Origin of the sequence: Actinomyces sp. ICM39 (assembly GCF_000282935.1) — a bacterium.
Classification (GTDB): Bacteria; Actinomycetota; Actinomycetes; order Actinomycetales; family Actinomycetaceae; genus Pauljensenia; species Pauljensenia odontolytica_B.
Genome location: NZ_ALCB01000108.1, coordinates 59,657 through 78,854, shown reverse-complemented (window position 1 = coordinate 78,854; position 19,198 = coordinate 59,657). Strand labels below are relative to the sequence as shown.

Below are 19,198 nucleotides of genomic sequence, written 5' to 3'. Positions count from 1 at the left end.
AAGTCCTGTCAAAAGATGAGTCGGTGAAAATCCTGCTGAGAATGCCGCGCAGGGTAGTGGTGGACTATGTCGTCATCGCTCATCGTGTGCGGTTGCTTGTGGCGCTTATAGTGGCTTGTCGGAGCCGTTGGTGACGATGCCCAGAGGTGGGTCGCGCGTGAAATGAAAGTGAGTGGCTCATGGTCGCGTGAGATGCACATGGGCAATTTTAAGCAGAAATGTGACGAAGAGCATCATTTTGTAAAATCCGCGTTTTTCCTGGTCAAACGCGCTTGACCAGCTGTGTGGAAAATTAATTTGGTTCAATTACAGATTCCTTTTGTGAGCAATGTATATGCAGATTGAGCAGGTTTGACAGGGAAATTTTATTTAAATAGTTTTTCACTAATGTGTTGTCTGCTAGCCATTTAGCTTCGTTACTCTATAATTATGTGCTTGAGGCGGTACTGTCTCATGTCCATCGACAGGAGTATTTTATGGTTGCGTTGAAGAGCAGTCGGCTCGGCGCACTTCTTGTAGCTTTTGCTCTGCTAATGAGCTTCTTTGGCGCTTTGCAGCTGTTGACGACCCGCACGGCGTCGGCCACGGCGCTTGCGTGTCCTGCCCCCACGACGAACGTCAACAACAAGGTTGATCTCGACTGGGACAACCTGCAGCTGGTCAATCCTCAGGGTGCGGAAGCGAAGACAATCGCGAACCTGTGGGATGTCGGCGTCAAGCTGCCGTGGAAGACGAACGGTGCCGTGAAGGCCGGCGACTTCTTCACCTATGACGCGACCGTCGCCGAGGCGAACACGGGTCAGCCGATCCTGCGCCCCACCGCCGAGCGTTCCTTTGACGTCCGTTCCGCGACCGGCGTCGTGGTCGGCTGCGGCACGTGGGGCACCGACGGTATCGTCACCGTCGTCTTCAACGAGAATGCCGACGGGGCCGCCGAGTGGGCGGGCTCCGTGACGACGAGCGCCATGATTCAGTACACCGGCCCCGCCAACGAGAACTTCGTGGTGCAGGTTGGTAACAAGGTGGTCTCGCGCAAGGTCAACATGGTCGTGCGCCCCACCGGTGAAGCCCGTACCGTCAAGGAAGGCTGGATTGGCCTGAGTGACAGCGAGGATGGCGATGAGAACAAGGCCATCATGTGGCGCGTGATTCTTCCCGCCGGTGATACGGCCGTGACCGGAGCGTCGATTGTCGACGAGGTTCCCGCCGGTGAAAACTGGAGCTACGACTGCGCCACGGTGACCGACTACGTCAAGACGCACACCTTTGTCGTCGTCGATCCGACCACGCCCGAGGGTAAGCGCCTGAGCAAGGACACCTCGAAGGGTGCCTTCGGTGCTGGTTCGACGGTCGAGTGCACGCCCCAGAAGCTGACCGTGACCTTCCCTGAGATCCCTGCGAACCAGTCGGCGATCGTCGAGATTCCGACTCGTGTCGAGGGCGCCAAGCGTGCCTCCGACATCGTCGGAAAGTTCTCCAACACCGTGAAGTTCAACGTTCCCGGCAAGAAGGTTTCCCCCGTCACGAAGGTGATGCGTTTCGGTGCGGTTGCGGATGCTTTCGCGCACCAGACCTTCTCCGTGACGAAGAAGGTTGACGGCGAGCTCCCCGACAACGCGAAGGACCTCGAGTACACCCTCAACATCACGCTGAAGAACGACGCCGATCCGTCGGTCAATAAGACCTACCAGGCGACCGTCAAGGCGGGTAAGAGCTACAGCTACCCGGGAGCCCTCCCGCTGGGCACCGAGGTGACCGTCTCCGAGGGTGACCTCCCTGCAGCCGATGGCGTGACCTGGAACGAGGCCGAGAGCCGCGTGTTCGATACCGCGCAGGGCGTCACCCTCAAGGCCAACAACCGCGAGGCGACCTTCAAGCTCAGCGAGGATCACCTCTTTGCGCTGAACCTGAACAACAAGCTGGTCCCTACGCCTAAGCCCACGCCGACCCCGACGCCCACGCCGACTCCGACGCCGACGCCGACCCCGACTCCGACGCCGACTCCGACGCCGACGCCTTCGGTGACCCCGACGCCGACTCCGACGCCGACTCCCTCGGAATCTCCGACGCCCACCCCCACGCCTTCGGAGACCCCGACCCCGACGCCGACGCCCACGCCGTCGACACCCCCCGCACCGCGACTCGCTAAGACCGGTACAGACGCGACGAGTCTGGGCTTCCTGGCCGGCCTCGTGACGATTGCGGGTGTCTCGCTCGTGGCTGCCAAGCGCCGCAACGGCTGAAACAGAGCAACAGAAAACGCGGATGAGAAGATAACTCCTTCTCATCCGCGTTTTCCTTGTCTGGTTTTGGCGGGCGCTCCATGCTGGCAGGTAGAGGATCCACCGCTTGGCGCTTTGTTCGGTGCTGCACAGCGAGGACAGGCTAGAGCACGCGCAGATAGACGCGTGCCTCCCAGGGCTTCATTGAATCGTGCGGACGTACGTCGCGATCCGCCCCGTCCTGGGACCGAAGAGAGTCGACGGTGAGCGGTACATCCGTATTACCCAGGTACAGATTCCAGCGCGAGGGTGCCCATGCCTCGTCCGGGGCCGGAAAATGTGGGGTCTGAACCGAGCCCGAGAGGTTGACCATCACGAGAACTTCGCTGCCCGCCGTCCACCGACGATAGACGAAGAGCGCCGGTGAACCGACGTCGATGCGCTCGAATGAGCCCTCCGTCAGCGCGGGAACGCGGTGACGAGCATCGATGAGTGCCTTGTAATACGACAGGATCGATCCTGGATCCTGGATCTGTGCCGCAACGTTGATGGCAGCGGCGGATGGCGGAATATCGATCCATGGCTCGCTCGAGGTGAAACCGGCGGTGGGGGAGTCATCCCACTGCATTGGTGTGCGCCCGTTGTCGCGCGACATGGCGGCCAGGCCGACCGGTACCTCGTCGCCTTCGAGACCCGCCAGAAAATTGAGGGATTCGACGTCGCGGAAATCGCAGCGCTTCAACAAAGAGCCGCCGAGCATCCCTATTTCCTGCCCCTGATAGATGAAAGGTGTGCCACGTTGTAGGAAATACGCCGTGGCGAGGGCCGTCGCAGACTCACGCCAATAGCTGCCGGGGTCACCGAAACGCGACACCGACCGCGGTTGGTCGTGATTCTCCAGGTAGAGAGCGTTCCACCCTCGATCGCCGAGCGTGTTCTGCCAGCGAGTGAAAACCTCGGCCAGCTCGCCGTCGGCGAGGGGACGGGGCGAGAACTTCCCGTTTTCGAGCCCGAGATTCATGTGCTCGAACTGGATGAGCATATTGAACTCGCCGCGCTCCGGGGCGCAGAACAGCAGCGCGGACTCGGGGGATGCATTCGATGCCTCGCCGACCGTGAAGGATCCATGATGATGGGCGAACGTCCGTGCGTTCATCTCCTGCAAAAACTCGTGCAGGCGCGGTCCGTCCGCGTAGCACTCGTGGCCCACGCCGAATGGGGCGCGTGCAGGGCCGCCGTCTGGGAGGCCCGGTGCCTTGGAGATCACGTCAATGGCGTCAACCCGGAATCCATCGACGCCGCGATCCAACCACCAGTTCATCATCTCGTAGACCGCGTCGCGCACCCGTGGGTTCTCCCAGTTCAGATCCGGCTGCTCGCGGGCAAACAGATGCAGGTAATACTGGCCTGACGTTGGATCGAATTGCCACGCGGAACCACCGAAAAAAGACTCCCAGTTGTTCGGCTCCGCGCCGGGTGCACCGGGTTCCATCCCGGGGCGTGCGTTACGCCAGTAGTACCAATCGCGGCGTGGTGAGTGTGTGGAAGAAGCGGATTCGACAAACCATGAGTGTTCGACCGAGGTGTGGTTGACGACGAGGTCCATGACGACGCGCATGCCGAGCTCGTGGGCGCGAGCGACGAGCTGATCAAAGGCGTCCAGATCCCCGAAGAGAGGATCGATGTCTTGATAGTCGGAGATGTCGTAGCCGTTGTCTGCCTGAGGGGAACGGTAGATCGGGGAGATCCATACGATATCGACGCCGAGGTCCGCCAGATAGTCCAGGCGCCGATGAATCCCGTGCAGATCGCCGTAACCGTCACCGTTCGTGTCCTGGAATGAGCGGGGGTAGACCTGGTAGAGGACGGCATTTTTCCACCAGGGGGAGACGCTGGTGCGTGTCGTAGGGAGCAGATCCGGGTGGTGAATCATGAGTGCCTGCGCAGCGTTCTACTTGGTGTCGAACGTCGCGGTGGCGACGAATTGACCGGTGCTCAGGTCCTGAACGGCATTGCAGGTGAACGCAAAGGTTCCGCTCTTGCCGGAGTTAATCGTTCCCTCGAAGGTACCCTTCAGAACGTACTGCAGATTACCCTTGTCGGTCTTACCGTCACGGGAAATCGTCCAGTCCGTGATGTTGCCCGATGCCGCAGATTTACTGAGGGAATGTTTGCACTGGTCGAAAACATTGGTCTCCTCGTCGTCAGTGAGCGGGTCGTTACCGTTCTTGTCCCGAGGCTTGGAGGCGCCGTGCCCGGAACCGGAAGAAGTGCCTGAAGACGAGCCAGACGATGACCCCGAGGAGGAGCCAGACGAAGAATCTGTCGGCGCCCCAGTCGTGGGTGCTCCGGTCGCCGGAGCCTGACCCGTTGAACGAGGCCTGTTACTCGTGGCGATCACAGCGAAAACGATCATGAGGAGGATGACGAGGATGGCGACGACGATGCCGATGATCAAACCTGCGTGCGACTTCTGGCGTGGCGGCATTGCGCCAACGGAGCCGTAGGAAGGGGCGCCCACGGGCTGCACCTGCGGCATGGGCGACGGAGCTTGGTAATAGCCGGGCTGTGCCTGTTGGTTAACCGTGGGTTGCGCGTGTCCATATCCTGCGCCCGTAGCCCCACTGGGCTGCTGTTGCGCGGATGGAGTCCCGTAGACCGCGCCGCCCTGCGCGCCGACCGGATACTGGCCGTTCGGCGCCTGCGGACCACCCCACTGCGATGGCTGGTGGGGGCCGTAGGGGTTGGACATGAGGACTCCCTGATGTCGATGGTGCTAGACGTCTGGAGATTGTGCGGTCGCCCCTGCAGTGGCCGAGTGCCTAGGAGATCGCGCGGCAAACTGCAGGGCAGTCGCTATTTCTACTCGAAGTGCGTTTCAATCAAACCCGACGACAGGTCATAGTCTGCCTTGCAGGTGAAGTCACTGTCGACGGCCTCGTTGGTTTTGGCGAGTCGGCCGGTCACGTGACCCTTGTACGCGTAGGTGAGCTTGTCAGAGCTCGTGTTGATGAGGAAGAGTTCCTGATTCGTGATAGACGCGCCCTTGATTGCCGTATAGATCTGGCTGTCGCAGGTGGACTTGATCATATTCTCGACGGCGGGGTCAGATCCGCCATTCGAGCCATTCGAGCCTGTGCCTGTGCCAGATCCTGACGTAGGCGACGGCTTCGAGCCGTACGTGGGCGACGAGGAGGGCTTGCTCGTGGGCTTCGATCCGTAGCTGGGGGAGCTCGACGACGTGGGCGAGGGGCTTGCTGATCGGTCTTCCCGCGACGTAGACATGCCGATCTGGAAGATCAGCATGATGATGCCGCCAATGACGAGAGCGGCAATGAACGAGCCTGCGATGATCGCGATGAGCTTGCCACTGTTGGAACCGGAGGGCTGGGGACCCATCGGACCGCCTGCGTAAGCGGGCTGACCGTAAGGGGACGCGCCGTAGGAAGGCTGAGTTGCCTGCTGCTGGTATCCGCCCTGCTGCTGGTATCCGCCCTGCTGGTTCCCGCCCTGAGGGTAGCCTCCCTGCTGGGGGTATCCGCCCATGCCCGGCTGCGGCTGGAAGGGCTGCTGGTTGTGCTGTGAAAATGGCGAACTCATAACGAACTTTCGTAGAGGTGAGAGAGGTCTCAGGGAACGTTCCGTATCCTACCAGGCGCTAGGCTTGTGGCATGACGATCGACTACCTGACTCGGCCTCTCCCCCTGTCGCCCCGCGACGACATCCTGCCCGTCATCATTGGTGGGGACTTCGGTGTGTATGGAATTGGGCGCTGTTTCAATGAGGCTTTCGGATGCCGCTGTATCTGTGTCGGTTCTCAGCCGACTGAGTCGATCACACGGTCACACTTTTTCGACGTTCGTCACGTGAGCGCCCATGCGAGCGACGCTCAGCTGCTTGACATCCTGATGACAATTGCCGTTGAGAACACGGACAAGAAGCTCATCCTGATGGCGAATCACGATATCTTCTCCGCGTTTGTCGCCCGCAATATGGACACGCTCTCACGGCACTACGCGCTGCCTTTTCCGAGTGAAGAGGTCATGGATCGCCTGACTGATAAGGAGGAGTTCTCCCACGCCTGTGAACGCGCAGGAATCGATTCCCCCGGTACGGTTGCCGTCGATTTCTCCGGTGTCGAGGACGAGGCCTGGGTGGCCCCCGAGATTCCGTTCAGCTTCCCGGTTGTGGCCAAGTCCGCAAAAGGCGAGCCCTACGACGTGCTCGAGTTCGAGGGCAAGCGCAAGATCTGGTTCATCGATACGCCCGAGGAACTGACCCAGCTGTGGGAGATGCTCAAGGATGCGGGTTTCCGCGATACCTTCCTCGTCCAGGAACTGATCCCCGGGGACAATACGGCGATGCGCTCGATCACCGCCTATGTTGATTCGCGAGGCAAGGTCACCCTCATCGGTTCCGCTCGCGTGCTCCTCGAGGATCATGCCCCCACGATGATCGGCAACCCGGTGGCCATGATCACCGAGGATTTCCCCCAACTGTGGGCAGACGCGTGCACCCTCCTGACGGAGAACGGCTACCGCGGTTTCGCGAACTTCGACGTGAAGATCGATCCCCGCGATGGGCGCGCACTTTTCTTTGAGGTCAACCCGCGCATCGGTCGTAACAACTGGTACATGGCCGCAGCGGGTGCCAATCCGATGATTCCCATGGTCGCCGACCTCATCGATGGCCAGGAATGCGAGCAGACCCAAGCCCGCGATGAAATCCTCTACACCCTCGTTCCGGACTCGCTGCTCCTGCACTACATCACCGACCCCGACCTGCGTGCGCGCGTCAAGACGATTATCCGGGAGGGGCGCCGCTTCGACCTGCTCCTCAACCCGACGGAGAAGGATCTGCGACGCAACCTCACCGTCTGGCTCCAGAAGCAGAACCACCGACGTAAGTTTGCACGCTACTACCCGGAGCCTACCGAGACGTCCTACTGATGTCACGCCTCCTCCCCGCCCGGCCCTGGCCTCGTCGGTGGGGGAGGCAGCCCTGATAGACTGACCCCCTACGCGACCGATAATTCCGACTAACGAGGACACCATGACGACAACCGCACTCGTGCCCATTTCTCAGGAAGACAAGATCGCCGCGGTCTCTGGCTTCCAGGACCGCTCCCTGCCCATCGAACAGACGTGCGTGTGGGAGGCGTTCGAGGAATCCCAGGGCCACGGCGTGTGGGGACGATACGCCTGGTGCGAGGACGATTCCAAGATCGCCTTCATTACCCTCTACAAGTATTCGGTGCGCGGCGTGCACTACCTGTGGGCGAAGTGGGGACCCGCCTGGGTGAAGGAAGCCTCCCCGGAGCGCGAAGCCGCTCTGCGAGCGGACCTTCTGCGCGAGATCAAGGCGAAGGACAAGACCGTCGCCTTCGTGCGCCTGCACGCTATCTACCAGCACCCCGACCTGTGCATGCCGCTGCAGACGATCTCCTACGACCGTACGGTCGTCATTGACACCTCCGGCAAGACCGAAGAAGCCATCCTCGCCGCCATGCCCAAGGCCGGCAAACGCTCGATCCGCTCCGGCCTGAAGAAGGGAAAGGCCGAGGGCGTCACCTTCCATGAGGACACTGCCAACGCCGAGGCCGTCATCGACGAGTACTACGCCGTCATGGAGGAGACCGCCAAGCGTGACGGCTTCCGTCCCCACCCCAAGGAGTACTACCTCAGCCTGCTCAAGACGCTGGGCCCGCAGCACGCTCGCATCTTCTCGATGCGCGACGCCGACGGCAACATCCTGTGCTGGGACTTCTGTCTCGTCGAGGGAATCCGCGCGCAGGCCGAATACGGCGCCTCCACCGAGGCCGGCCGTCGCCTTCGCCAGCCCCCGGTCCTGGACTTCTTGGCCGCCGAATACCTCGCCCGCGACGGCGTGCGCGAATTCGACCTCATGGGCGCGCATTCGCCGCGCTGCCCCGACCTCTATAGCGTCGGAAAGTACAAGAGCGCCTTCGCCACGCACTTCACAGACGTGCCCGGTGGCTGGGACATGCCCATCAAGAAGGCCACCTACCGTGCCCTGACCGCCGCGAAGGCCGTGAAGGACTGGCGCGCCCGCTCCTGAAGCGTTCGCGCCACGGGGCTAGAATTCAATTCGCAACACAATCTCGCGTATCTAACGAAACTAGGAGACACAGTGCCCGATATCTCGCTCGTCATTGACGGACACGAACAGACCGTACCGGCGGGGACCACGGGCACGACGTGGTTCGAGAAGTCACGCGACGTCGTCGCCATCAAGGTTGACGGCACGCCGCGTGACCTCGAGACGCCTTTTGAAGCAGGAACGACTGTCGAGGCGATCACGCTGGACAGTGAGGACGGCCTGAACATCCTGCGCCACAGCGCCACGCACGTGCTCGCGCAGGCCGTCCAGGATGTGTTCCCCGACGTGAACCTGGGCATTGGCCCCTTCATCACCGACGGTTTCTACTACGACTTTGGCAATATCGACGCGGTGACCCCCGAGCTGCTGCGCGACCTCGAGAAGCGCATGAAGCGCATCGTCAAGGAAGGCCAGCGCTTCGTGCGTCGCGAGATCTCCGAGGAGGAGGCCACCCGCGAGCTGGCCGAACAGCCCTACAAGCTCGAGCTCGTCACGACGAAGGGCAAGGGCGCCGAGGGCGCGTCCGTCGAGGTCGGCGGCGGCACGCTCACCATGTACGACAACGTCCGCCGCGACGGCTCCGTCGCGTGGAAGGACCTGTGCCGCGGCCCCCACCTGCCCTCCACCAAGCTTATTGGTAACGGCTTCGCGCTGACCAAGGCCTCGGCCGCCTACTGGAAGGGCGACCAGTCCAACGATCAGCTCCAGCGCATCTACGGCACCGCCTGGGCCTCCAAGGAAGACCTCGTCGCCTACCAGGAGCGCATCAAGGAGGCCGAGCGCCGCGACCACCGTCGCCTCGGCGCCGAGCTGGACCTGTACTCCTTCCCCGAGGAGATCGGCCCCGGCCTCGTTGTCTTCCATCCCAAGGGTGGCATCCTGCGCCACGAGATCGAGTCCTACGTGACCGACCGCCACAAGAAGGCCGGCTTCGACTTCGTGCACACCCCCGAGATCTCCAAGGGCGGACTCTTCCACACGTCGGGTCACCTGCCCTACTATGCGGACACGATGTTCCCGCCCATGCTCGTCGACGAAGAGCGCGACGAGGACGGCAACGTCACCAAGGCAGGCCAGGAGTACTACCTCAAGGCCATGAACTGCCCGATGCACAACCTGATCTTCCGCTCGCGCGGCCGCTCCTACCGCGAGCTGCCCCTGCGCTTCTACGAGCTGGGCCACGACTACCGCTACGAGAAGAGCGGCGTCGTCCACGGCCTGACCCGCATGCGCGGCTTCACGCAGGACGACTCGCACACCTACTGCACGCCTGAGCAGGCTTCCGAAGAGATTCGCACGCAGATCGAGTTCTTCCTGTCGATTCTCTCGGCTTTCGGCCTCAAGGACTTCTACCTGGAGCTGTCCACGCGCGACGAGGACGGAAAGAAGAAGGACAAGTTCATCGGCTCTGACGAGGACTGGGCGGCAGCCACCAAGGCGCTTGAGGACGCCTGCGCGGCGACCGGCCTCGACCTCGTTCCGGATCCGGGCGGCGCCGCCTTCTACGGCCCCAAGGTCTCCGTGCAGGTCAAGGACGCGATCGGCCGCACCTGGCAGATGTCGACGATCCAGTACGACTTCAACCAGCCCGACCGCTTCGACCTGGAGTACACGGCAGCCGACGGCTCCCGCCAGCGCCCCGTCATGATCCACTCCGCCAAGCTGGGCTCCGTCGAGCGCTTTATCGGTGTGCTCACCGAGCACTACGCAGGTGCGTTCCCAGCGTGGCTCTCGCCCGTCCAAGTCCGACTCATTCCCGTCGCCGAGGCTTTCGATGGCTACGTCAAGGACGTTGCCGCGAAGCTGCGCGAGCACGGCGTGCGCGTCGAGACCGACCTGTCGGACGACCGCTTCGGCAAGAAGATTCGCAACGCCTCCAAGGACAAGATCCCCTTCACACTCATCGCCGGTGGTGAAGACGTCGAGGCCGGGGCCGTGTCCTTCCGTCTGCGTGACGGCTCGCAGCACAACGGCGTCGCTGTTGATCGCGCGGTCGAGCTGATCGTCTCGCACATCGAGCAGCGCAACAACGCCGATCAGATCGACGGCCTCGACGAGGTGTGAGAGTCATGAGCCGCGACGCCGGTTCGGACTCGATCGGTACCCCGAACGGCCCGTTGCCGACCGAGGACGCCCGCTCGCTGGCGGGCGTCCCGGACGGCTTCGGTCGTTTCTGGACCCCCTACCGCATGGCCTACATCCGCGGCGAAGGCAAGCCCGCCGACGCCTCGGACGTGGGGTGCCCGTTCTGCACGGCGCCCGGTAAGGACGACCAGACGGGACTGATCGTCTACCGCGGCAACACCTGCTTCGTGCTCATGAACCTGTTCCCCTACAATTCCGGGCACCTGCTCGTGTGCCCGTATCGTCACGTCTCCGACTACACGGAGCTCACCGACGAGGAACGCGTGGAGCTGGGCAACCTGACGGCGGCCGCCATGCGCGTCACCCGTGAGGTCGCGTCTCCGGCGGGTTTCAACCTGGGTATGAACCAGGGTGAGGTGGCCGGCGCCGGTATTGCCGCTCACCTGCACCAGCACGTTGTTCCGCGCTGGCTGGGGGACGCGAACTTCCTGCCGATTATTGCGCAGACGAAGGCCGTGCCTGAGCTCCTGGAGGACGCTCGCGCCCGGCTGGCCGCCGCCTGGCCAAAGGAGGACTGATGCTCGGAAACCACGGGCGTTCCATCACGAAGGCTATCTTTACGCCTCTCGCTCGCGTTCTCGCGCGCGTGGGCGTCACCCCCAACATGGTGACGGTCGCGGGCACCGTCGCGACGGTCGCGATCGCGGTCATCTGTATTCCTCAGGGGTGGATCTGGCAGGGCGGTATCGCCCTGGCCGTCGTTATGTTCGGCGATTCCGTGGACGGCACACTCGCGCGGATGACAACGGGCGGTACGCGCTTTGGGGCCTTCCTCGATTCGACGCTCGACCGCCTGGGCGACGGTGCCGTGTTTGGCTCCCTCACTGCCTACGCCGTTTTCCAGATGGCCGATACCCCTGTTCGCACATGGGCGATCATCGCGGGCATCTGCTCGATAGTCGGCGCCGCGGCCGTTCCTTACGCCCGCGCCCGAGCGGAATCCGTCGGGGTCGTCGCCAAGCTGGGTATCGCCGAACGCACCGACCGCCTCATCATCGGCATGGGCACGGCGATTCTCATGAGCCTCGGGCTGCCTGAATGGATCTTCGCGGCTGGTTTGACCTGGGTCGCTTTCGCGTCGTTTGTGACCGTTTGTCAGCGAATTTGGTTCACCGCCCGCCACATTGACGAGGGAGCCCAGTGACGTTCTCGCTCCTGTCCTGTGCCTTCGCCATTGCTCCTCGCCTCCCGCTGCGCGTCGTCATGCGCATGGCGGATACGGGCGCAACGATCGCGGCCAGGCGCGGGGGAGCCATGATCGACCGGCTCCGCGCCAACATGGAACGTCTGACCGGAACGGAGCCGTCTGCCGACGAGCTGCGCGCCGCGGTTCGCTCCCACATCCGCAACTACGCCGAACAGCTGATGCTTGGATCGCGTCGTGGCGCGCCGTTGCTTGAGGGAGTCTCCTTCGAGGGTTTTGAGGCCTTGGCCGCGGCCAGCAAAGATGGCCCGGTCGTCCTCGCCCTCGGACACTCCGGCAGCTGGGATCGCGCTGGCGCGTGGGTGTGTGCGCACGGCCGGGGCATCGTGACTGTCGCGGAGAAGGTTGAGCCTCCCGCGCTGTTCGAGCGTTTCGTGTCGTTGCGCGAAGGCCTCGGCATGGAGATTATCGGCGTCGCGAAGGGCGAGTCGGTCTTTTCCACCCTCATTGAGCGCGTGCGCGGCCGCAGCGTCATCGTGCCGCTTCTAGCAGACCGGGATATTTCGGGTTCGGGCATCGAGGTTGATCTCGGCACCCGGCGGGCACTCGTCGCCGCGGGGCCCGCTGCGCTTGCGACCAAGCTGGAGCGCCCGCTTTTCGCTGCATGCATCACCTACGAGAACGAGACACCCACCGGGGCCGATGTCCGCGTGCGTTGTGTTGGGCCGATCAGTGCCGATGAACAGGAACGACCCGGTCTCAACCGCGTCGAGGCCCTTACGCAGGCATGGGTGGACGAATTTGCCGCCATGATGGCGGCCAAGGCGCAGGACTGGCACATGATGCAGCGCGTGTATGTGGAGGATCTTGACCCCGAGCGCCTGGCGCGCGCGAGGGCCGAGCACGAGAGGAAAAATCGATGAAGATCGGGATCGTGAACCCATACTCCTGGGACGTGCCCGGGGGAGTGGGCTTTCATATTCGCGACCTCGCATTGAAGCTGCGCTCGCGTGGCCACGACGTGCAGGTGCTGACGCCGTCGACCTCGGACGACCTGCCCGACTGGATCACGTCCGCGGGTTCGTCCGTATCGATCCCCTTCAACGGATCGGTGGCGAACATTTCGGTGAAGCCCAGGGCGCTTGCTCGAACGCGACGCTGGCTGGCGGACAATGACTTCGACGTCGTCCACGTGCACGAACCCGTGGTCCCCTCGGTCTCGATGGCTGCCGCGATGCTGTCGACTGCCCCTCTCGTGGGAACATTCCATGCAGCCTTGGGGCGGTCGGTCTCGCGCGCGATTGCCTCGGCGCCCATGCGCCTGTACATGGAACGCATCGGAGTGCGCATCGCCGTCTCCGAGGAAGCTCGACGTACGCTCATCGAACACCACGGCGGCGACGCCGTCATCATCCCGAACGGCGTGGAGACGGCCTCCTTCCGCAGCGCGCAGCCCCTTGAGCAGTGGGTAGGGACGGATGAACGTCCGGTCATCGTGTTCCTCGGCCGCCTCGACGAGCCTCGCAAGGGACTGAGCATTTTCGCGGGTGCCATCGCTGGGGTGCTCGAGCGTTTCCCGGGCGCCTGTTTCTTGATTGCCGGCCGAGGAGACGCTCCGGAGATTCGCCAGGCCGTCGAGCGTTTTGGCGATTCCGTGTCGTTCCTCGGGGGAATCAGTGACGAGGAGAAGGAATCCTTGCTCGCCGGCGCCCACATTTACGTCGCTCCCCAGACGGGCGGCGAGTCTTTCGGCATCGTCCTCGTCGAGGCGATGGCGGCCCATACGGCTGTCGTTGCCTCGGATATCCCCGCCTTCCGTGCGGTGCTCGAGGATGGGCGAGCCGGCGCGCTCTTCGAGACGGGCAACAGCGACTCGCTCGCACGTACCCTCATCGACCTGCTGACCGACCGCGACCGTCTCGAGGAACTGTCCGCTGCCGGAGCGCGCTCATCGGCGCAGTACGACTGGGAGGTCGTCGCAGACAAGGTCTTCGAGGTCTACAAGCTCGCCATCGACATGGGCAGCCCCGCGGATTCGGGGACGAGGAGGGCACGTGACCTCATCCGTGGCCGCGACGACGAGGAAGAGGAGTCGCGATGATTCACATCTCTCCCTGGAGCATCGCTCTTGCCTGCATGTGCCTGATCGTGGTGGCGCTGATCGCGGGCGTTGCCATCACGCGAGCCCGTCGACTCGATCGCCTGCACCAGCGCATCCTTGCTTCCCGTGATGCGCTCTCGCGACTGCTGCTGCGTCGCGCCTCCGAAGCCGAACTTCTCGCTCACGCCGCCCGCCTTGAGAGCGGGGGAGACCCCGGCCTCGTCGATGCTGCGCGCGCGTACATTCGCGACGGTGGCGATCAGCTGACGACCGACGGACTTGATCGACGCACCAGCGCTCAGCGTCAAGCGGATCGCGTCGAGGTCAACGCCCGCCTCGAGCGGGCATCCGCTGTGACGCGTGCGATCCGAGAAACGCTCACTCCCTACGTGCGTGCGCAGATCGAGGCGGACCCGCAAGCTGCCGCCTGCCTCGAGGCCCTCGACGCGACCTGCTACCGTATCGAGCTCACCAGAAACGTCCACAACGTCGATGTGGCGGGAGTCCGCGCCCTGCGTTCCGCACGGATGGTAAAATTGCTTCGGCTCGCCGGACACGCACCGGTTCCCGAGCCCATTGACTTTGATGACGACACACATATCGGCGGACGGGGATACTGACATGCACACGACCCACTGGGGAGGGCCGGGCGAAGACTACCGCCTGAAGAAGATCAGTAGCGTCAACATCGACGTCGTCAGTGGTATCTCCGGGCCCGCGCCCGATGACGCCGCACCCGTGTGGCAAACGCCGAAGGCACGCCACTCGTTCCCGTGGTTCGAGGTCATCATGACGACGGTCGGCACCATCGGCCTTCTCAGTATGGTCATCTTCTGGCTCAGCCCCGCGTCATCGGGTGTCGCCTCTCTTGTCAAGACGACTCTTCTCGCTGCCGTTCCGCTCCTCATCGTTGTCAGCTTCATCCTGTTCATCGACCGATGGGAGCCAGAGCCCTGGAAGACGAAGGTGGCTCTGTTCCTGTGGGGCGCGGGAGTCGCAACTCTGTCCTCGGGTATCCTTAACACCGCCCTCAAGGAGAACATCATCCTCTCGATCGGCGATCTCCAGCAATCCAATGCCCTTGGCGCAACTTTTATTGCCCCTCTCGTCGAGGAGACACTCAAGGGCCTCGGCGTCCTCATCGTTGTCGTTGTGCGCCGCACCAACATTAATTCGCTCATCGACGGCGTCGTCTACGCGGGTTTTTCCGCCTGCGGATTCATGTTTGCCGAGGACATCCTCTACTTCATCAGGGTCGATAATCCAGAAGCGGGCGGCGTCCTCTTGACCTTTGTCCTTCGAGGTCTGTTCAGCCCCTTCGTGCACGCGATGGCGACGTCGATGACCGGCATCGGCCTCGCCCTGGCACTGCTGAAATTCAAGCGCGGCTGGTCCAAGACCGGCATCGTGCTGGTGTTCTGGTTCTTCGCCATGGTCATCCACTTCGCGTGGAACGGCACCTCGACCTTCCTGTTCCGATATTTCTTCCTCCTCTACGCAGTTATCGGCGTGCCAGCCTTCATCGTGTGGGCGGTCGCGCTCATCATCATGTCCCGCAAGGAAGCCGAGAAGATCCGCGTCGGACTCGTGCCCTACGTGCGTACCGGATGGTTTATTCCCGGCGAGGTCACGATGGCCACCGACAGGCGCGCGCGCCGAGCCGCCCTCAAGTGGGCGCGATCGGGCGGCCGCGAGGCAAAGCGTGCCATGCGCTCCTTCCTCATCAATCTTGCCTCTCTGGGCATGGATCAGCGCCTCATGGCCAAGAACGGCCCCGACCCCGCGCGTATCGAAGCCGACCGCCAGATGCTCGCTGAAGCAGTCGACAACAGGCGAGAATTCCTGCGCCTGACATCGATCGCTGAACAGCAGCAGGACGTGACGGATGCCGTGTCCCGCCTCGCGCAGGCACACTAAGAAAGAAGACGAGCTATGAGTAACAACTACCCTCACCCCGTGCCCCAGCAGGGCTTTATTCCGCCGAACCAGCCGCAGGGACAGCCTGCTCCCGGTGCGCCGTACGGTGCTCCGGCCTCGCAGCAGGGTATGCAGGTTCCTGGCGGGCAGTATGGCGCTCCTGGACCTCAGCAGGGTGCGCAGTACGGCGCTCCGGTGCCCCAGCAGGGCATGCAGGCTCCGGGCTCGCAGTTTGGTGCGCCCGCGGGGTCCGGTTATACTCCCGCGCCTCAGCAGCAGGCTCCCGCCGGGCAGTATGGTGCTCCGGCGCGATCCGGGTACGCTCCTGCGCCTCAGCAGGGCGGTCAGGCACCCGGTGGGCACTACGGTGCTCCTGCACCTCAGCAGGGCTCGCAGTACGGTGCCCCGGTGCCCCAGCAGGGTGTGCAGGCTTCGGGACCGCAGTTTGGTGCGCCAGCGGGCTCCGGTTATACTCCCGCGCCTCAGCAGCAGGCTCCCGGTGGGCAGTATGGTGGTCCGGCGGGATCTGGTTATGCTCCCGTGCCTCAGCAGCAGGCTCCCGGTGGGCAGTATGGCGCTCCCGCAGCCTCGAGCTACGCCCCCGAACCTGAGCCGGAAGATAACGCTGACACGGCCTCGGATAGCGATGCCATCCCCCAGCCGTCGTCTGATCCTCAGCCCGGTGCCTCCGAGGCCCCTGCGTCTGACGATGCTGGCGTTCCTCAACCCACTAGTTCGGTTATCCCGCAGCCGCAGGCGGCCTCGGCCTACGCCCCTGCTGTTTCAACAGGGCAGCCTGCCACTGAGTCGACGCAGATGCCTGCCCCCGACCCGATGACGCGATTCGAGCCCGAAGCGCGATTCACCTCGTCCTTCCAGTCGTTCGTCAATTCGGCGCCGACTATGCCCGGGCCGAGCGCCGCACAGTACCCGCAGGCAGCGCCGCAACAGGTGCAGTCGTGGGCCATGCCCACCTCTCCCAAGAAGGCACCGGTTTTTGAAGCCGTCGTGATCGGTGTCGGCGCGGCAATGATGCTCGTGGGTACCAGCAGCTTCCTTTTCGCCAGTGGACCCTTCCTCGGCTTCTTCCTAGCGATCATGTGCCTGGTCCCGCTTGTCATCATCCTGGCGTTCCTTCAGTTCGTGGATCGCTTTGAGCCCGAGCCCTGGTGGACGAAGATCGCGGCGCTCCTCTGGGGTGGCGGCGTGGCAGTCTTCTTCGCGGGGATTACAAACGGACTTGCCGGAGTCGCTGTCGCCAGTGCAACCGGTAGCGGTGCTGCGGGGAGTGTCTTTGAGGGCGTGGTTGCCGCTCCCCTTGGCGAAGAATTCCTCAAGGCTCTCGGTGTGCTCGTGATTGTCATGATGCGGCGTCACAGAATCTCCTCCCCGCTTGACGGCCTCGTCTACGCCGGTTACTCGGCGGCGGGATTCCTCGTCGTCGAAGACTTCAGCTACTTCGTGATTACCTTCTACAATGGGGTTCTTGCCGAGACGTTCATCATGCGCGTTCTTTTGGGCGTCTTCGGGCACGTCATGTACACGTCATGCACCGGTTGGGCGATCGGATGGGCGGTGACACGCACGCGTTCGATCGGTGCCGGCATCGGTGTTGTGACGCTTGGCTACCTGATCGCCGTGACGATGCATGGTCTGTGGAACGGATCCGCCACGATCTCGGGTTCCCGCGGCGGTTTCCTCGTGCTCTACTTCATCTTCCAGGTTCCTCTGTTCTGCGGCTGGCTGTTCTTTGTCGCTCGAACGATGCGTCGGGAGCGGCGCGACATCGCTGCCGGTCTCATGCCCTACGTCAACCAGGGGTGGATTCTGCCGAGCGAGGTTCAGATGGTCTGTGACCCGGGCTCGCGTCGCAACGCTCTGGCCTGGGTCGCGGGCGGCGGTCCCGCTGCCAAGCGCGCGATGAAGTCCTTCATGAACAACTTGGCTTCCGTCGGACTCGACCAGATCGTCATGAACGTGCGCGGGCCCGAGAAGGCCCGGATCGACGAGACTCAGAGCAAGATTCAGGAGGCGACGGCACAGCGTCAGACCTTCCAGTCGCTCATGGGCATCCGCCCCATGTGAGTGTTTCGATTCTCACGGGCCGCGCATCGTCTTTTCATAGGACACACATAGGTTCATGTCTCACGATAGTGGGGACAGAAAGGAAACCTACGTGACTGATGAACTATCGACGCGCCCACGTTCCTGGGCGTTGATCGTCTGCTCCGCCGTGCTGATCGCACTGAGTATCCCGGCGGCTATCTATGAATTTAGGAACGCCCTGGCGGGTACATCCTCATCCGATGCTTGGCTCGCGGTCGGCGCCTCGACCCTGAGCGCAGTCGTGGGCCTGGTATTCCTCGGTGTGTGGGCGCGCATGAAGCCTTCGGTTCTTGCGTGGCTTGCCGCGTTCGGCTGGGGAACCGGCGGTGCTCTTATTTTTGCTGGCTTCGGAAACGGCTTTGTAGATTTTGCCGTTGAAGAGTCTGGCTTAGGGGACAGTGCCGTTGACTTTGCGACCTCCGTGCTGACGGGCCCCGTCGTGGAAGAAACGGGTAAAGGCCTGGGTGTTCTTGCCCTGATTCTCGCCGCACGCAAGGTGCTCGAGCGTCCCGCACAGGGCGGCGTTCTTGGCGCCCTCGTTGGCATGGGCTTCGCCTGGGGTGAGGACGTGGGCTACTACGTGAGCGCGCTCGAAGACGGAATGAGTGGACTGTGGGAATCGTTCCTCGTGCGTGCCATCCTTGGCGCATACGCTCATGCCATCTTCACCGGCGTGTTCGGATATGCGCTGGCCTGGGCCGTTCTGCGTGCCAACAGCGCGATGCGTGCAGTCCTCATTGGTGCCCTGGGCTTCGTCGGAGCGCTCGCTCTGCATGCTCAGGCCAACGGCTTGGGGTTCGTGGCTCCCGAAGACTCGTGGAACCTGACCTACGGTGCCATCGAAATCCCGGTTTTCGTCGTGAGCGCAGCACTCCTGGTGTGGGGCCTGCGCCGCCGCCAGGCTACTCTGGAGGCATGAGCGCACTCGACTGGCCATTGGACGCGGACGGCTACCCCCACCGGGAGGCCGCCCGCGTCCTCTTGTTTGATGATGAGGGACGCGTCCTGTTGGCGAAGGGCCACGACGAGGACCAACCGGAGCGATTCTGGTGGTTCACGATTGGGGGCGGCATCGAGGAGGGGGAGGACCCCCGCAGTGCCGCGGTGCGTGAGGTCTTCGAGGAAACGGGGATCGAGCTGGACCCCGACGACTTGGTCGGTCCCGTCCTTTATCGGACCGCCGAGTTCGACTTCCTAGCCGTCACTGCGCGCCAGGACGAGTGGTTCTTCATCACACAGGCGCCTTCGACCGTGCTGAGCAGGGAAGGATGGACCGAGCTGGAGCGCTCCGTTATCGATGCCCAAGCGTGGTGGGATATCGACGAGGCCTCTACCCAGATCAACGGTGAGATCTACCCCGCGCAGATCCTCGAGTATGCGCGCGCCTGGCGCGACGGGTGGGACGGGCACATGATCCGCCTGACAGACACACGCGAACCCTGA

Annotated in this window: 16 protein-coding genes; 13 read left to right on the top strand and 3 right to left on the bottom strand. The window is 63.1% G+C overall.

Going from position 1 to position 19,198, the window contains the following annotated elements; translation table 11 throughout:
- Positions 1–476 precede the first annotated feature (476 nt).
- Positions 477–2,243, top strand: coding sequence for a DUF5979 domain-containing protein (locus tag HMPREF1137_RS10275; RefSeq protein WP_007590443.1), 1,767 nt, complete (start codon positions 477–479; stop codon positions 2,241–2,243).
- Between the two features lie 142 nt (positions 2,244–2,385).
- On the opposite strand, the gene HMPREF1137_RS07235 is transcribed toward HMPREF1137_RS10275, so the two are convergent.
- The 3 genes from HMPREF1137_RS07235 to HMPREF1137_RS07225 all read right to left on the bottom strand — a co-directional run bounded on the left by HMPREF1137_RS07235 (position 2,386) and on the right by HMPREF1137_RS07225 (position 5,822).
- Positions 2,386–4,155 carry an alpha-glucosidase gene (locus HMPREF1137_RS07235; RefSeq protein WP_007590385.1) on the bottom strand — a complete coding sequence of 590 codons (1,770 nt, stop codon included), beginning with the start codon at positions 4,153–4,155 and terminating at the stop codon, positions 2,386–2,388.
- A gap of 18 nt (positions 4,156–4,173) precedes the next feature.
- Positions 4,174–4,974 (bottom strand): hypothetical protein, encoded by an 801-nt coding sequence (locus HMPREF1137_RS07230; protein ID WP_007590476.1) that lies wholly within the window; start codon positions 4,972–4,974, stop codon positions 4,174–4,176.
- 110 nt (positions 4,975–5,084) lie between these two features.
- Positions 5,085–5,822: a hypothetical protein gene (locus HMPREF1137_RS07225; RefSeq protein ID WP_007590504.1), complete on the bottom strand. Its 738-nt coding sequence runs from the start codon at positions 5,820–5,822 to the stop codon at positions 5,085–5,087.
- A gap of 71 nt (positions 5,823–5,893) precedes the next feature.
- Here HMPREF1137_RS07225 and HMPREF1137_RS07220 point away from each other — a divergent pair, with 71 nt between their 5' ends.
- From HMPREF1137_RS07220 to HMPREF1137_RS07165, 12 genes are all read left to right on the top strand, one after another.
- Complete coding sequence (locus HMPREF1137_RS07220; RefSeq protein ID WP_007590537.1) at positions 5,894–7,171, top strand: carboxylate--amine ligase; 1,278 nt, start codon at positions 5,894–5,896, stop codon at positions 7,169–7,171.
- A 103-nt stretch (positions 7,172–7,274) separates the two neighbouring features.
- Positions 7,275–8,300, top strand: a complete 1,026-nt coding sequence (locus tag HMPREF1137_RS07215) for a lipid II:glycine glycyltransferase FemX (RefSeq protein WP_007590417.1) — start codon at positions 7,275–7,277, stop codon at positions 8,298–8,300.
- A gap of 72 nt (positions 8,301–8,372) precedes the next feature.
- Positions 8,373–10,406: a threonine--tRNA ligase gene (gene thrS / locus HMPREF1137_RS07210; RefSeq protein WP_007590470.1), complete on the top strand. Its 2,034-nt coding sequence runs from the start codon at positions 8,373–8,375 to the stop codon at positions 10,404–10,406.
- Positions 10,407–10,411: 5 nt separating this feature from the next.
- Positions 10,412–11,005, top strand: coding sequence for an HIT family protein (locus tag HMPREF1137_RS07205; RefSeq protein ID WP_007590542.1), 594 nt, complete (start codon positions 10,412–10,414; stop codon positions 11,003–11,005).
- A complete protein-coding gene (gene pgsA, locus HMPREF1137_RS07200; protein ID WP_007590536.1) occupies positions 11,005–11,631 on the top strand; it encodes a phosphatidylinositol phosphate synthase in 627 nt (208 codons plus the stop codon). The genes HMPREF1137_RS07205 and pgsA overlap by 1 nt, the downstream gene beginning before the upstream one ends.
- Positions 11,628–12,554: a phosphatidylinositol mannoside acyltransferase gene (locus HMPREF1137_RS07195; protein ID WP_007590445.1), complete on the top strand. Its 927-nt coding sequence runs from the start codon at positions 11,628–11,630 to the stop codon at positions 12,552–12,554. The genes pgsA and HMPREF1137_RS07195 overlap by 4 nt, the downstream gene beginning before the upstream one ends.
- Entirely contained in the window at positions 12,551–13,732 is a 1,182-nt protein-coding gene (locus HMPREF1137_RS07190) for a glycosyltransferase family 4 protein (protein ID WP_007590473.1), read from the top strand. The genes HMPREF1137_RS07195 and HMPREF1137_RS07190 overlap by 4 nt, the downstream gene beginning before the upstream one ends.
- A complete protein-coding gene (locus tag HMPREF1137_RS07185) occupies positions 13,729–14,352 on the top strand; it encodes a hypothetical protein (protein ID WP_007590541.1) in 624 nt (207 codons plus the stop codon). Before HMPREF1137_RS07190 ends, HMPREF1137_RS07185 begins: the two co-directional genes overlap by 4 nt.
- A 1-nt stretch (position 14,353) precedes the next feature.
- Positions 14,354–15,649: a PrsW family intramembrane metalloprotease gene (locus tag HMPREF1137_RS07180; protein WP_007590502.1), complete on the top strand. Its 1,296-nt coding sequence runs from the start codon at positions 14,354–14,356 to the stop codon at positions 15,647–15,649.
- Positions 15,650–15,664: 15 nt separating this feature from the next.
- On the top strand, positions 15,665–17,734 hold the full coding sequence (locus HMPREF1137_RS07175; protein WP_231284051.1) for a PrsW family glutamic-type intramembrane protease: 2,070 nt from the start codon (positions 15,665–15,667) through the stop codon (positions 17,732–17,734).
- A gap of 91 nt (positions 17,735–17,825) precedes the next feature.
- Positions 17,826–18,674, top strand: a complete 849-nt coding sequence (locus tag HMPREF1137_RS07170; protein WP_007590534.1) for a PrsW family intramembrane metalloprotease — start codon at positions 17,826–17,828, stop codon at positions 18,672–18,674.
- On the top strand, positions 18,671–19,198 hold the full coding sequence (locus tag HMPREF1137_RS07165) for an NUDIX hydrolase (RefSeq protein WP_007590412.1): 528 nt from the start codon (positions 18,671–18,673) through the stop codon (positions 19,196–19,198). Before HMPREF1137_RS07170 ends, HMPREF1137_RS07165 begins: the two co-directional genes overlap by 4 nt.